Origin of the sequence: Halomonas sp. ISL-56 (assembly GCF_018612805.1) — a bacterium.
GTDB lineage: Bacteria > Pseudomonadota > Gammaproteobacteria > Pseudomonadales > Halomonadaceae > Vreelandella.
The window spans coordinates 44,511-58,516 of sequence record NZ_JAGGRO010000016.1 but is presented as its reverse complement, the minus strand read 5'-3'; the positions used below and the strand labels follow the sequence as shown (position 1 = coordinate 58,516).

Below are 14,006 nucleotides of genomic sequence, written 5' to 3'. Positions count from 1 at the left end.
AATCGATCTATTATCAATGCTTGCCACCGGGAATGCCAATTCAGTGGGTAGTTTACAGTTGATTAAGCAACGCCTCGGCATCGCGGCGTAGCGCCTCATCGGAGACTTGCCGATTTTCACGAGCGGTGCCGTTAACCGCACGCTGGGCGTGCTCGCGGGCGGCCTGCTCATTGCCCTCTTCTTTCAAAAAGGCGGCATAGTAGTAGTTCACATCAATACCGTCTGGGCGGATCTCCAGGGCACGCTGGAACATGCGTTCAGCGGTATCGCTATTGCCAAAGCCAAGTGGTCGCCCCGGAGCACGGTCATAAAGCGCCCCTAGCGTGACATAGGCTGAGCCATTCAACCCCTGGGGATCTATTTTAATCGCCTTTTCCAAGGCATCACGCGCATCACCGGCGGTACCTAATGCGCCTAAACCACCGCGTTCACGGGCATAAGAAGCCAGAATAATACCCTGCCAGACAAGTACGTCAGCTTCGTCGCTGTGCTGCTCGGCTAATTGCTCCGCTTCGCCAGCCAAGGACTTCAGGGTGCGTTCACGTTCGTTGGCGGGCATCTCAGTCACGGTATGCTCCCAGCGGTTCTTCAGCGAGAATAACTCACCTTCAAATGCGCTAGCGGTTAACGAAGATAGCACCAGCGTGCTGCCAATAGCGGCAGCGATCAATGAGCGTGATAAGGATATACGTGAAAAAGAGGGAGTTCGCATAGTTGCTCCTAAATTATTGTTGTCCTGCTCTTACCTACCATGAGACCCACCAACAGCGGGCCTCTCACCCAATATAGCAAAAAACCTAACGAACGTTTGAATGATTTACCAACAGTATGCTGCTTGGTTGCTTCGCGCAATTAACGTAAGGTAGATAGCTCGAAACACGATAGGGAATAGGTAATGAAAGGCCGCAATATGACCCGCTGGCGCGATCCAGCCAAAGATCCGCGTCAAGCCCCTAAGAGCAACCTGATTACTCCAGAGGGGGCGGCTCGTTTGCGCGCTATTTTGGATCACCTGTCGCGGGTTAAGCGCCCCGCTATTTCAGAGAAAGTAGGTGAAGCGGCCGCCCAGGGTGACCGCAGTGAAAATGCCGATTACACCTATAACAAAAAAGAGCTCAACCGCGTTATTGCCCGGATTACCTACCTGACAAAACGTTTGGACGAGCTGCAAATCGTCGACCGCCTACCTGCCGACACCAGTAAGGTTTTTTTCGGCGCCTACGTCAGCCTGGAAGATGAAAACGGCGGGAAGGTTCATCTTAGGATTGTGGGCCACGATGAAATCGACACCAAGAAGCGCTGGATCAGTATCGATGCCCCCATGGCCAAAGCATTGCTTAGCAAACAGGTGGGTGACGAAGCAAAGGTGCTCACGCCTAACGGTGATACGTTTTATACCATCACCGCTATTGATTACACTGGCTAACCGTTGCTCCGTTAACGCGTTGTTCCTTTAACGCCTAGCTTTGTAAGACCTAGTCTTGTAAGGAATAGTCCACTGTGGTGACGACGCGAACACGCTTAGTTTGCGGCGTGTAGCTATCCAAGTCCTCAATGGAAAAATAGCCCTGGGTCGCCTGACGAATCTGGCCCACCTGGCTACCGGAATCCTCGGCAAACTGCTGTGCGGCGTTGCGCGCATCAGCAGTGGCCGCCGCGATCATGTCGGGCTTGATAGCATCAAGACCGGTAAATAGAAACTCCGTGCGATATTCGTAGCTGGGCGAGAGCAATACGCCCTCGCGCACCAATGAAGTCGCACGGGGGATCGCCTCAATCACACCCTCAACATCCGGTGAGCGCAGCAGCAGCGTCGCTTCAGCGCGGTAGCGCTCATCCGGGCGCTGACCGCCGTACTGATTGCTAAATTGATCGGTAATCCTTGGTGGAGTGGAACTAACATGCTCCGTTGCAAACCCCTGCGCCTCCAGAAAATCACGAATAGCCTGCTCATCGCTGGATAACTGCTGCTCAAGCTCGCTCAAGCTATTGGCGCTGACACTGTAGTTGAACGGCCACAGCACCAAATCCGCAGGCACTTCTCGCTCGGCTAAGCCACGCACTGTGACGCTACGTGACGACTGCTGCCATACTTCCGCTGCTCCCTTGATATAACTACCGCTCCATACCAGCCCCAGCGCCAGCAGCCCGCCCAGCAAAACGGCACTGCCCAGTACCGCCGTATTTCGAATGTTTCCCGCCATTGCCGCCACTCCCGCTAACGCTCGTTAAATTAACGACTACTTATTTGCATCACAGCCTTTAACAACTTTAGTCCTTAACAACCTCAGTCCTTAACAACCATAGCCCTTAACAATAGCGCTTAAAGGTAAATTAGTCGGTGGCCGATTGTGGCAAATTTAAGGAAATTCCTGTTGCCCTTGAGCAGTAGGCGGGTATTAAAACCTCTCTGTTTAGAAAAAGAGTGCGGGCAACGCCAGCGATACCGCAAGTACAATTATTGACGTACGTAAACCTGCACAACCGGAGTAATCCCGGTTGGGATCGCTGAATTGATTAGCGAGGATGCAGTGGTGGTCGCATTGTAAAAGGGCTTGAGATAGCGGCGCTTTCACAGTGACACTCCTCGTTTCCAAGGAATAAAGTCCATCTGCGACAAACGTGTTGCCTTAGTCACATAGCGGCCCGACGCAGTTTCAATACACAGGCTCAGCAACTGATCCGCTAACTCAGCGATCTCGCTTTCACCGCGAATGATCGGGCCAGCATCAAAGTCGATGACATCGCTCATTCTGCGTGCCAGTTCGCTGTTACTGGAGATTTTGATGACGGGCGTCACAGGGTTACCGGTGGGCGTACCCAAGCCGGTTGTAAATAGCACCAGATTGGCGCCTGAACCGACTAGCCCCGTAGTGGATTCCACATCATTGCCAGGCGTGCATAGCAGGTTAAGGCCTTTGCGTGTCATGGGCTGAGTGTAATCAAGCACATCCACCACGGGACTATCCCCACCCTTTTTAGCGGCCCCGGCCGACTTCATAGCATCGGTAATCAAGCCATCACGAACGTTCCCGGGTGATGGATTCATAGAGAAATCAGCCCCCACTGCGTGGGCGTGACACTGATAAGCCGTCATTAATGAAGTAAACCGCTCGGCCACTTGCGGATCACTGCAGCGGGCTAGTAACTCATGCTCAACACCACACAGCTCAGGGAACTCACTCAAAATACCGCTGCCACCTAGCGCTACAAGTCGATCCACCACCGCACCGACGACAGGATTGGCGGAAAGCCCGGAAAAACCATCCGAGCCACCGCACTCAACGCCCAGCGTTAGCTCAGAGAGAGGCGCTGGCTGCCGCGTCACCTGATTGGCCTGCTTAAGGCCATCAAAAATGGCTGTCAGCGCATTACGAATCAACATCTCTTCGCTTTCAGAGCGCTGCTGCTCGAAATAGCTGACAGGCTTGTAGCCATTCGGATCACGCTCTGCGATAGCATCTTGCAGCATTGTGATCTGCGCCTTCTGGCAACCCAGGCTGAGCACCGTTGCTCCCGCCACGTTGGGGTGGCAAATGTAGCCTGCGAGCAGATGGCATAGCGCTTCAGCATCGTCATCCGTTCCGCCGCACCCCAACTGATGAATCAGAAAACGTACACCATCCACATTGGGGAATAGTCGTTCACCAACGGGCACCGCTGTCTCTGCAGCGTCTTCACCATGCAATAACTGTCTTGCCATACGCTTGTAGTCATAAAACGGGTCGTCTCCCAAAGCATCCGCAACACACTGACGCAGCACCTCAATATTGCGGTTCTCGCAGAACACCAAAGGCACCACCAACCAGACATTAGCGGTTCCTACTCGCCCATCCGGGCGGTGATACCCGTCAAACGTTGTGTTCTCAAACGCGGTCACTTCTGGGGGCTGCCACGCTGGCTGGCGGGTATTGGCAGGTAGATCTTCCGTTGAGTGCACCAAGTTTTCAGTCGTAATAGCCCCACCCGCCTCAATAGGCTGCGTCACTTTACCGACCCTAACGCCATACATAATCACCATATCGCCAACAGCCATATCGTTAAGCACGAACTTATGCTTATGGCGCACAGGCCCTGGGAGCGTAATCACCAACCCTTGATCCTCGATCACCGTACCCGCTGGCAGGTCGGTCAAGGCAACACGCACATTATCCAGTGCATGGATTCGCAGCGTGAGACGGGGAGTTTGAATAGCTATTAGGTCACTCATGCGTGTACCTCTTCAGCTTCAGCATCAATCGAAATCATGGCCTTAATAACCTGATTGACCGGGTCACACCATTGGGGCATTTGGGTGGGCACATCGGCGAGCGGTGCCCGATGAGTAATCATGGCTTCAGCGTTAATACCGCCGCTCTCCATCAGCGCCACCACGGTATCGAAGTCTTCGCGAGTGGCATTGCGGCTACCCATCAGCGTTAGCTCTTTCTTATGAAAGTCTGGATCGCAAAAGGTAATATCGGCTTTCACCACACTTACCAGCACATAGCGCCCGCCATGGCCTGCCAGATCGAACCCTGCCTGCATGGCACGAGGGCTTCCAGTGGCATCGAACACTACGTCTGCTAATGCGCCCCCATTCAATTGGCTTATTAGCTCAGCCACATCAACGTCCTGAGGGTTCGCCACCGCATCGGCGCCGAGTACATCACGGCAAAAAGCCAACCGGGAAGCGTTGGTATCGACCATCAGTGTGCGTGCACCTCGGCTTTTAGCTACCTGCAGCACGCCCATACCAATTGGGCCTGCGCCCACAATCACCGCCAGCTCATCTGCCTGTAGCGCGCAACGCCTTACCGCGTGAGCACCAATCGCCATGCACTCAACCAGGGCCAGCTGATCGATAGACAGTGTTTCCGACACCACCAAGTGAGTAGTGGGAACGGCTAAGTACTCCGCCATGCCGCCATCTTGATGCACACCAATCACCTGCATGTTCTGGCAGCAGTTGGTTTTATGCTGCTGGCAGGCACGGCATTCACCGCAATGCAGATAGGGTATGACATAAACCTGCTTACCCAGTAAGTGCTGGGCATGGCCATCAGCGACCTCGACTATCTCACCGGCAAGCTCATGGCCTAATACCCTGGGATATTCAAAATAGGGCTGATTACCACCATAAGCATGAATATCCGTTCCACAGATACCGATACGACGAATACGCACAATAGCGTAACCAGCGACACACTCAGGGCGGCTAGTGTTACGCAGCTCTAAATGGTGTGGTTTTGAACAGACGAGAACTTGCATTAACGCGCTCCTTCTACCAAGCCCTGGTTGCCAAGCGCAAGCTACTAGCGAGCCTATTACCCACCAATGCCTTTGACTTTAAGCCTGCACAACACGCTGCAGCTGCTCACCTAAGCCATCAATACCTAAACGCATTCGCTGCCCATCACGGAGGTAAACAGCGGGCTTCTGGCCCATGCCCACACCGGGAGGGGTGCCGGTTGAGATAACATCACCAGGCTGCAAACTCATGAAACGACTCAAGTAACTGATCAGAAAAGGCACTTGATACACCATGGTGCGCGTATTGCCATCCTGGTAACGGTGGCCATCAACCTCCAGCCACATATTCAACTGGTGTGGATCCGTCACTTCATCACGGGTTACCAACCAGGGGCCCAAGGGGCCGAACGTATCGCAGCCCTTGCCCTTGTCCCAAGTACCACTGCGCTCCAGTTGAAACTCGCGCTCGGATACATCATTAACCACGCAGAAACCCGCCACATGGGACATGGCCTCGGCTTCATCTATGTAACGGCCACCCTTGCCAATAATCACCCCAAGCTCTACTTCCCAATCGGTTTTTTTGGAGCCACGGGGGATTTCCACGTTGTCATTGGGGCCACAGATAGCGCTAGTCCACTTATTGAAAATGACTGGCTCTGGGGGAACCTCGGCGCCGGTTTCTGCTGCATGATCGGAGTAGTTGAGACCAATACAAATAAACTTGCCCACCTGGCCAACACAAGGCCCTAGACGTACATCAGCCGAGACTTCTGGCAATGAAGAGAGATCCACATCGCGAAGCTTCTGCAACCCTTCGTCACTCAACACATCACTGGCCACATCGCTAACGATGGAGGAAAGATCACGCACCTTACCCTGGCTATCGACAATGCCCGGTTTTTCCTGGCCCGGCGTTCCAAAGCGTAAAAGTTTCATATTGTTATTCCTTCTAAAGTAATCAGTTAGCCCAACCACCATCGATCAATTGCGTGGTGCCGGTAATAAACTGCGACTCATCACAGGCCAGAAAAGCCGCCAGTGCAGCCACTTCTTCCACTCGCCCCAGCCTACCCATCGGTTGGCGGGCAATAAAAGAGGCTAACACTTCGGCATCGCTGCGCCCCTCTTTACGTGCCTGCTCAGCAATACGCTGTTTAAGAGAGGGTGACTCAACGGTGCCAGGGCAGATCGCATTGCAGCGAATGCCTTGGGTCATAAAGTCTGCTGCTACCGACTTGGTCAGTCCGATCACCGCAGCTTTAGAGGTTCCGTAAGCGCAGCGATTAGCCACTCCTTTAATGCTAGAGGCCAGGGAAGCCATGTTGATGATGCTGCCACCTCCCTTTGCCAACATGCCCGGTAAAAAAGCCTGCAAGGTATGAAACATTGAAGTGACATTAAGATCCATCGATCGCTGCCAAGTGGCCTCGTCACACTCAAGCACCGTGCCACCTGCCACCATACCGGCGCAGTTAAACAGTACATCCAAGGCCGGCAATGCATCGGCTAAATGGTGGATCGCTTGGCTATCCGTGACATCCAGGCGATAAGCTTCAACGCCCGGCATCCCCTCCAAGTTAGCAATATCAATATCTATCGCGAATACGCGAGCGCCCTCGGCAACAAAGCGCTCAACGCTAGCACGCCCAATGCCGTTTGCAGCGGCGGTGATCAGTGCAGTTTTGTTCTTGAGTCTCATGTTATTGCACATCCCTAACGGCTATGGCGCGTCCCTAAAAGCGGTGGCACGGCCTTGAAAAGAATGGGAACATACATCAGGTTCAAACATCCAGCCATCCAATGGCCTGACCAATAAACCGAGTATGATCGGAAAACTTTGGCACTGGCAAGCCTCAAAAGACCGAATAGCAGCTTTTGAGAATAAACTTTAGTAGTTATAAACCTTGGTAGCTATAAACTTTAGTAGCTATAAACTTCAGCCAAAACTCGCCAATGAAACGGATAGGAAATACTCTGAATGCCGATTCAAACCATCCGCTCGCAGCGCCTTTATCGCCAGATTGCTGATCAGTTACAGCAATTAATCAATGATGGTGAGTTCCCCCCAGGCACGCTCTTACCCCCCGAGCGAGAACTTGCCCAATCTCTCGGCGTCAGTCGGGCTTCGGTAAGAGAGGCTTTGATTGCTCTCGAGGTGGTTGGGCAGGTAGCTGTTCGGGTCGGTCATGGTGTCGTGGTTCTTGAGTCACGCCCCACGCCAATGGAGTCGGTGATGCGCGCGGCCGCTCGCACGGAGCCCTGGGCAATAGACCCAGAGTTCGAGAGCGAAATTGAGCTCAATCTGGACGAAGAGATCCCGCCCTTTTCACTTCTCCAAACGCGCCGTTATCTGGAACCTGAAATTGCCGCGTTAGCAGCCATGAATGCCACCGAAGAGGATATGAAAGCAATCCGTTTGGCATTTGAGCGGAATATCTCTGATAACGCCAATGGCGGACGCAACTGCGCCGGAGATCGATTGCTGCATATTCGTATTGCTGAGGCCTCAGGCAACGCCGCCTACGCGCTTGTTATCAAGCATCTGCTTGGCCACAAGTACGGCGCCATGTTTCGTCGGCTCCAGGAACTATTTATGGAAACAGATATGCCCCAGCGCTCTCAGGACGACCACAAGCGCATCGTTGAGGCCATTGAAGAACGTAACCCAGCTGCTGCTCGCCGCGCCATGGAAGTGCATCTGGATCACGTACTTAATGTGTTCTTTGCAGAGTAAGCGTCTAATCAAAAGCCGAGGGCCTAGCGCTGTGTTTTAGTCGCACTGTAGACCTTGAAGCGGCGATTATCCGCCAGGGTCTGGAAGTCTTGAAAAGCGCGCTGTAAGTGGTCGGGGTACGGTAGAAATCCATTCGCTACAATGATCAAACGGCCGCCTGTGTTTAAGTGCTCGGGCGCTTGGCTAATCAAACGCTGGCTGGGGCCATAGCTAATATCGCGCTCTTTATGGAACGGCGGGTTACTGACAACCCAGTCAAACTGCTCGCCTTCAAGGGCGCTGAATACATCACTGCAGAGCACCCGCCCTTCTAGCCCATTGGCCGCTAAGGTTCGCTTGCACGCCTCTACCGCAAACGCGCTGACGTCTACCGCTGTCACATGGTGACCACGCAGGGCCAACCAGGCGCTAATAATGCCGTCGCCACAGCCCATATCCAGCACCTTAAGTGGTTTTTTGGGCAAACTACTTTCCAAGCTCTCCAACAGTAATAGCGTACCTTCATCAACTTTGCCGTGGCCAAATACACCTGGATGGCTGGCTAATGTTAAATCCAGCGTCTCAAACGTTTGCCAAGCGGTGTCGCTGGAGGAATCCAACGCGACGGTATGTGTAGCAAATAAAGAGCAGCGCCGCGCGTTGTCACGTTTATCCCAGGGCATGCCCAGCTCATCAAGTATCTTAGGGACACGCTTAATGCCGCCTTGATGCTCACCGACAATTTCAATGGGTGTCCCTTCAGGAAGCTGCTCGCATAACCATTTGAGCCACCAAATACCTAACTGGTGTGCCTTCGGCCAAAACAGCACAAACTCTTTACCAAAGAGCTCGCCTGCGGCTAAGTCAAAAGGCGTTCGAGCCTGCTTGCCTTTCGTCTGCCATTCGCGCAGTGCGTCAAAATCGCCACTTACCACCCCCGTCGATTGGTCAATGAGCCAGCTATCAACCGGTGGGCCCACGACCCACAGCGATGCGTAGTTATCTTTTTGGCGCTCTAACAGCTGGCAAGCTGGGGCTTGGGCACTCATTCAATGAACTCCGGTTTAGTTAATGTATAAAGCAGGTAGCGACCCAAGCGCCAATGAGGGTCATGGCGACAGTAGTGTTTCTCCAGCGCCAGCAGCGTGGCACTTTCTGCTGGAGTGGCGGGCGGGTGGCGCAAGTAATCTTGAAAGACCCGGATACCGGCGACGGCGTCTATTCGCAAGCCGCTCTCTGCGCTCCACTGTTCAATTTCCGCATGGCTAACGGGCGAAATAGGCGTCAATCGTTGGCGCTTGCCCTTACCGGCCAAGCGATCGCTCAAGGCTTTCTCTAAATTTCCTTTGACCGCATTCGAGAAGCGCAGGGCGTCGCGGTTGAACACCATCAAGCTAAGCTGGCCGCCAGGTGCCAATAGATTACTCAAGGTACTTAGCGCCGCTTGAGGATCCCCCAGCCACTCCAACACTGCATGACAAGTAATAAGAGGCCATGGGCCTGGGGCATGCTCCGTTAAACGCTGCAGCGGGGTCTGCAAATACGTAATAGACTCTTCCGGTAACGTTTTAGCATCCCGATGCCAGTTTTTTGCATAGCTGAGCATATCCACTGAGGGCTCAGTCATCGTTACTCTGTGCCCCCGCTCAGCGAACCATGCCGCTTGCTGGCCCAGGCCACCGCCCACATCCAGCAACCTCTGGCCTTTTAGTTGCAGCATTTCCGGTAGCAGGTAGTCGAGCATGGCTAAACGCAGCTCACCCCTGGGCGCCTGGTAGAGCGAACGGGAGAACTTCTCTGCCAGACCGTCGAAATAGCGATCGCCTGCTTGGGTTAAGTCATAGCTGGCCAATTTAGGATTTATTAATTTAGATTTTTGCTGCATGCCGCGAGCATCGCTGTAACAAGGAAATGGTCAGTTTAACTGATTATTTCTACTCAACCGAACGACAATCTGGCCCGTATCAAACACAAACAAAAATTAGCAAATCATTACAAATGACACTTAAAATAAATATAAATAGGTTTGCAAATAGGCGCAAAATGATAGCTAATCGACATAGGGATAGCGCTCTATCAAAGTAGCAGTGACAAGCACTAGTAAGGTGAATAGAAAGGTATGACAGTTACCACCAAGTAGATGTAAATTATAACAAAATAAATACGGTGGATTTTATATGCTTATCGACACAACTATTCAAAATACTACCAACCAAATAATTAAATCGTTGTTCAATAAAGATCACATCATTACCATTTTTTCTAAAGAAGCTGCTCACTCTATCGAGGCGACAGCAGTTAAGGTTGAGCCTGATAACAGGAAAATCACGTTAGAAATAAAGTACACGGGCCTTTCGCTGTCTCCCTACCTAAATAATGACACCATATCGTTTGATATAGAGGCTTCGCGGCATGGGCATGACGCTGAAGAAATTTATAACATTGAGCACGTTCCTGCTCATATCATTCACATAGACACCCACACTTACCACCTAGAGTGCCAACTACCCAACTCCATCTTTTCCTCTGATAACCGTGGTGCGTTGAGGGTTCCTTTTGTTCTTGGCATGCACGCCCGTGTGTACCTGGAAGTGTTTGCCCACGAGCTCAATATAGAGGGAAAAGTACGCAACCTTTCAGTGGGCGGCTGTATGGTGGATGTGCGCCTCGAAGACAGCATTGCGCTTTCTGTCGATCAGATACTTCCAGGTGTAACGCTAAAATTTCCCAATGGAGAGGCATTTAATACCCAAGGCCGCATACGGCATATGCGCCCTTTTGGCAATCATGGCCATGCCGCCATTGGCATAGAGTTCCTTGATATGAGCCCTGCCTCAACGGAAACGCTATTCCATTACGTTTCTGAAGCTGAGTTCGAGGCTGCTTTACGCTCGGGCACCCAACATAACGCGCGGGCAAGATCAAAACTGTTTATTGCCGATGCGAAAGAGAAAAAAATGCAGCGCCAAGAAGAGCAAGACCATCTAATAAGCTCGCAAAATACCCCCTTGCTGCGGGGCGTTCTCGAAATAGCCCAGCAGCTCCAAATCATGTTGATGTTTATGAAAAATAAACATTTATTACCCGCTGAAATTCTATACGAGTGCGTGGATAGCATTCTGTATATGGTTAACCATGATCGCAAAGCCCTACAGTATGCCCTGACGTATTTGCACGATGAGCCGGAGTGGGTACGCCACGCCATCCAAGTGGGTGGCCAGCTTGCCATGATGCTGATTAGCCGCGACCCCCACGCCTACAAAACGCGCGAAGCGGTAGCCGGCGCCTTACTTCATACCATGGGCAAACCACTGCTCGTTAGTGAACAGTTGCCCTCACTAAAAATTCACATGTCGCCGTCACAACGGGAGATGCTCAAGCAGCATGTACATGCCCTGAGCAAAAAACTGTCGGTTCTCGACTGGGCACCTAGCCCAACCTGCAGCGACATTATCCTCAATGCAAACGAACGGCTCGACGGCAGTGGCTATCCGGTGGGAAAGCAAACAGAAGCATTATCAGACGTTGTTCGATTAGTGAGTGTGATCAAAATAATCAACAAGCTAACCCATGAACGCAATGGACAACACCCACAGCAACCTTTAGATGCTTACCGGTGGGTCAATAGTCGACCAGAGAAATATGAAAAGTCATTGCTAGTCGAGTATATCCAACACTTTGGCCTTTACCCTATCGGCAGCTTAGCTAAGTTTTCAAACGGTTTTCTAGCCTGGATTGTGGATGTAGACGCAAAGGGAATGCCGTGCAAAGTAGACGTTGTTAAAAATTTGGCTTTTAAGGACACTTCAATTGATACAGTGCTGTTTAGTAACGATTTTAACCAGATCGGTCGACTAGAAGGGACGGTCAACCCCAGCGACTATAATGTAAGCATGAAAAAAGCATAGCTATGTCTTCTAGCTCACGCCGTTCCACCATTCTCGAAGTAGCGCGCCTCGCAGGTGCCTCTAAAACCAGCGTATCACGCTATTTTGGCGAAGAGCGTGACCGGCTCTCGCCCTCACTTCAAGCGCGCATCGCCCATGCGGCAAGCACCCTTGGCTACCAGCCGAATCAAATGGCACGCGGCCTAAAAGGTGGTCGTTCTAAATTGATTGGTATGTTGGTCGCCGATATCCGTAATCCATTTTCAGTGGCCATCACACACGGTGTCGAACAAGCGTGCCGCCAATACGGCTATTCGCTGGTAGTGTGTAATACCGACAATGACCCGGAACAGGAGCGCCAGCATTTAGACCTACTGGGCGCCTATCAAGTAGAAGGTCTCGTAGTGAATGCGTCCGGCAACCCTGAACGCCAGTTGCACACCTTCATTAGCTTGGGAACGCCCATCGTGCTGCTAGACCGCGAAGTCGACCATGTGGAGGCAGAAGTGGTCGGGCTCGATAATCACCTAGCGATTGATATGGCGCTCGAGCACTTGCTCGCTCAGGGCTACCAAGCCGTGCTGTATGTTAGCGAAGCGCCTGAACAGTCAAGCACACGACAAAGGCGTTTATCCCGCTTTCACCAAGCTGCCGAGCAGCGAGGTCTGTATCACGCGACATTACTGCTTGCTGCCTCAGATGGCTCAGCATCGCAGCAAACGCTAAGCGACTTTTTAGCCGCCCATCAACAGCAACCTTGCGCCGTTTTGTGTGGTAACGGCAATGCCACCCTAGCAGTGACCCGCCTGTTTCAGCAGTTGGGCTTAGCGCTTGGCAAGGTAGGCTTGATGGGGATCGACGAGCTCGATTGGTGCGCCTTAGTCTCCCCCGGCATTACCACCCTTGCCCAACCCACCGATGCGATCGGCAAAACGGCGGTGGAGTGCTTGATGCATCGCATTGCGCCGCATACATCGGCAATGCCGACCACGGTAAGCTTTGCCCCTAGCCTGATTGAACGAGGTTCCACCCAGCGCTAATTTTTAAGCCACGGCTAGAAAAGAGCCGCAAAAATGGTATCGTTCCCATTGAATGATAATAAACAGCTCAAAGACAGCACAAAGGAAGAGAGTATTGCCCATGCCCCACTCCATCTCCAGCCCACCCGAAATTCTCACCTTTGGCGAAGCCATGGCCATGTTTGTGGCGGAAACTCCAGGCGGTTTAGACAGCATTGAGCGTTTTCACCGGCGCTTGGCCGGCGCCGATAACAATGTCGCTATTGGCCTCTCAAGGCTAGGTTTTCACGTCGGCTGGCTAAGCCGAGTGGGCACCGATAGTTTTGGAGGGTTTATCCAGGCGGCGTTAACAGCGGAAGGTATCGATGACCGCTATATCCACACTGATGCACAGCACCCCACCGGCCTGCTCTTTAAAGAGCGCGCCCAGGACGGCGCCGACCCGCGAGTAGAGTATTTCAGACGAGGCAGTGCCGCTAGCCATCTCGCGATTGAGGACGCCCGGGATGTCGACTTCCAGGCGCTTAATCACCTCCATGCGACGGGTATTACCCCGGCGTTATCTGAAAGCGCCTGCCAGCTTAGCCATCATTTGATGGAACAGGCCCGCGCCCATGGCGCGAGTATTTCATTTGACCCCAATTTGCGGCCGTCACTTTGGCCCAGCGAAAATGTTATGCGATCGACCCTCAACGAGCTCGCCGGCCGTGCCGACTGGGTGCTACCAGGCCTTTCCGAGGGCCAGCTACTAACGGGGCAAAAGACGCCTTACGACATAGCAGGCTACTATCTGGATCAAGGCGCCACCGCGGTGATTATCAAACTGGGCCCAGAAGGCAGCTATTATCGTGGCAACCTGGATGGGCAAGAGGAGAGTTTTACAGTAAGCGGTTGCCCTGTCGCTGAGGTGGTGGATACCGTGGGCGCAGGCGATGGCTTCGCCGTCGGTGTGATTAGCGCCCTGCTTGACGGCTGTACAGCGCGACAAGCAGCCCAACGCGGCAACCTCATTGGCGCTCAAGCCATCCAAGTAGTGGGTGATATGGAAGGCCTGCCTAATCGCGAGCAACTACAAGCGCTTGAAGCTGATCACTCCTCTGCCTAACTCGCCTCCGATGCTCTTAACATGCTGCTGTTAACATACAGCGTTTA

General features: G+C 52.7%; 13 protein-coding genes. 5 read left to right on the top strand and 8 right to left on the bottom strand.

Going from position 1 to position 14,006, the window contains the following annotated elements; translation table 11 throughout:
- Positions 1–52: 52 nt before the first annotated feature.
- Entirely contained in the window at positions 53–712 is a 660-nt protein-coding gene (locus tag J7J49_RS13905; protein ID WP_064236465.1) for a tetratricopeptide repeat protein, read from the bottom strand.
- A 183-nt stretch (positions 713–895) separates the two neighbouring features.
- Here J7J49_RS13905 and greB point away from each other — a divergent pair, with 183 nt between their 5' ends.
- Positions 896–1,426: a transcription elongation factor GreB gene (gene greB / locus J7J49_RS13900; RefSeq protein WP_082906775.1), complete on the top strand. Its 531-nt coding sequence runs from the start codon at positions 896–898 to the stop codon at positions 1,424–1,426.
- 49 nt (positions 1,427–1,475) lie between these two features.
- On the opposite strand, the gene J7J49_RS13895 is transcribed toward greB, so the two are convergent.
- The 5 genes from J7J49_RS13895 to J7J49_RS13875 all read right to left on the bottom strand — a co-directional run bounded on the left by J7J49_RS13895 (position 1,476) and on the right by J7J49_RS13875 (position 6,934).
- A complete protein-coding gene (locus J7J49_RS13895; protein WP_215093418.1) occupies positions 1,476–2,204 on the bottom strand; it encodes an SIMPL domain-containing protein in 729 nt (242 codons plus the stop codon).
- A 368-nt stretch (positions 2,205–2,572) separates the two neighbouring features.
- Positions 2,573–4,210 (bottom strand): UxaA family hydrolase, encoded by a 1,638-nt coding sequence (locus J7J49_RS13890; protein WP_215093416.1) that lies wholly within the window; start codon positions 4,208–4,210, stop codon positions 2,573–2,575.
- Entirely contained in the window at positions 4,207–5,250 is a 1,044-nt protein-coding gene (locus J7J49_RS13885) for a zinc-binding alcohol dehydrogenase family protein (RefSeq protein ID WP_215093414.1), read from the bottom strand. The genes J7J49_RS13890 and J7J49_RS13885 overlap by 4 nt, the downstream gene beginning before the upstream one ends.
- Before the next feature lie 78 nt (positions 5,251–5,328).
- A complete protein-coding gene (locus tag J7J49_RS13880) occupies positions 5,329–6,171 on the bottom strand; it encodes a fumarylacetoacetate hydrolase family protein (protein WP_064236461.1) in 843 nt (280 codons plus the stop codon).
- Positions 6,172–6,193: 22 nt separating this feature from the next.
- Positions 6,194–6,934, bottom strand: a complete 741-nt coding sequence (locus tag J7J49_RS13875; protein ID WP_064236460.1) for an SDR family oxidoreductase — start codon at positions 6,932–6,934, stop codon at positions 6,194–6,196.
- Positions 6,935–7,213: 279 nt separating this feature from the next.
- Here J7J49_RS13875 and J7J49_RS13870 point away from each other — a divergent pair, with 279 nt between their 5' ends.
- A complete protein-coding gene (locus J7J49_RS13870; RefSeq protein WP_215093412.1) occupies positions 7,214–7,969 on the top strand; it encodes a FadR/GntR family transcriptional regulator in 756 nt (251 codons plus the stop codon).
- A gap of 23 nt (positions 7,970–7,992) precedes the next feature.
- On the opposite strand, the gene J7J49_RS13865 is transcribed toward J7J49_RS13870, so the two are convergent.
- Together J7J49_RS13865 and J7J49_RS13860 are read right to left on the bottom strand one after the other, a co-directional pair.
- Complete coding sequence (locus J7J49_RS13865) at positions 7,993–8,997, bottom strand: methyltransferase (RefSeq protein ID WP_215093410.1); 1,005 nt, start codon at positions 8,995–8,997, stop codon at positions 7,993–7,995.
- Complete coding sequence (locus J7J49_RS13860) at positions 8,994–9,833, bottom strand: methyltransferase domain-containing protein (protein WP_215093409.1); 840 nt, start codon at positions 9,831–9,833, stop codon at positions 8,994–8,996. Before J7J49_RS13860 ends, J7J49_RS13865 begins: the two co-directional genes overlap by 4 nt.
- Positions 9,834–10,125: 292 nt before the next feature.
- Here J7J49_RS13860 and J7J49_RS13855 point away from each other — a divergent pair, with 292 nt between their 5' ends.
- The 3 genes from J7J49_RS13855 (at position 10,126) to J7J49_RS13845 (ending at position 13,959) form a co-directional block, all read left to right on the top strand.
- Positions 10,126–11,856: a PilZ domain-containing protein gene (locus J7J49_RS13855; RefSeq protein ID WP_215093407.1), complete on the top strand. Its 1,731-nt coding sequence runs from the start codon at positions 10,126–10,128 to the stop codon at positions 11,854–11,856.
- Positions 11,857–11,858: 2 nt separating this feature from the next.
- Positions 11,859–12,875: a LacI family DNA-binding transcriptional regulator gene (locus J7J49_RS13850; protein WP_215093405.1), complete on the top strand. Its 1,017-nt coding sequence runs from the start codon at positions 11,859–11,861 to the stop codon at positions 12,873–12,875.
- Positions 12,876–12,975: 100 nt separating this feature from the next.
- Positions 12,976–13,959, top strand: coding sequence for a sugar kinase (locus J7J49_RS13845; RefSeq protein WP_215093403.1), 984 nt, complete (start codon positions 12,976–12,978; stop codon positions 13,957–13,959).
- The last annotated feature ends 47 nt before the right edge of the window (positions 13,960–14,006 follow it).

Bases quoted from the DNA above. Each gene is read 5' to 3' on its own strand.
- J7J49_RS13905 (WP_064236465.1), bottom strand. From the start codon at position 712: ATGCGAACTCCCTCTTTTTCACGTATATCCTTATCACGCTCATTGATC.
- greB (WP_082906775.1), top strand. From the start codon at position 896: ATGAAAGGCCGCAATATGACCCGCTGGCGCGATCCAGCCAAAGATCCG.
- J7J49_RS13895 (WP_215093418.1), bottom strand. From the start codon at position 2,204: ATGGCGGGAAACATTCGAAATACGGCGGTACTGGGCAGTGCCGTTTTG.
- J7J49_RS13890 (WP_215093416.1), bottom strand. From the start codon at position 4,210: ATGAGTGACCTAATAGCTATTCAAACTCCCCGTCTCACGCTGCGAATC.
- J7J49_RS13885 (WP_215093414.1), bottom strand. From the start codon at position 5,250: ATGCAAGTTCTCGTCTGTTCAAAACCACACCATTTAGAGCTGCGTAAC.
- J7J49_RS13880 (WP_064236461.1), bottom strand. From the start codon at position 6,171: ATGAAACTTTTACGCTTTGGAACGCCGGGCCAGGAAAAACCGGGCATT.
- J7J49_RS13875 (WP_064236460.1), bottom strand. From the start codon at position 6,934: ATGAGACTCAAGAACAAAACTGCACTGATCACCGCCGCTGCAAACGGC.
- J7J49_RS13870 (WP_215093412.1), top strand. From the start codon at position 7,214: ATGCCGATTCAAACCATCCGCTCGCAGCGCCTTTATCGCCAGATTGCT.
- J7J49_RS13865 (WP_215093410.1), bottom strand. From the start codon at position 8,997: ATGAGTGCCCAAGCCCCAGCTTGCCAGCTGTTAGAGCGCCAAAAAGAT.
- J7J49_RS13860 (WP_215093409.1), bottom strand. From the start codon at position 9,833: ATGCAGCAAAAATCTAAATTAATAAATCCTAAATTGGCCAGCTATGAC.
- J7J49_RS13855 (WP_215093407.1), top strand. From the start codon at position 10,126: ATGCTTATCGACACAACTATTCAAAATACTACCAACCAAATAATTAAA.
- J7J49_RS13850 (WP_215093405.1), top strand. From the start codon at position 11,859: ATGTCTTCTAGCTCACGCCGTTCCACCATTCTCGAAGTAGCGCGCCTC.
- J7J49_RS13845 (WP_215093403.1), top strand. From the start codon at position 12,976: ATGCCCCACTCCATCTCCAGCCCACCCGAAATTCTCACCTTTGGCGAA.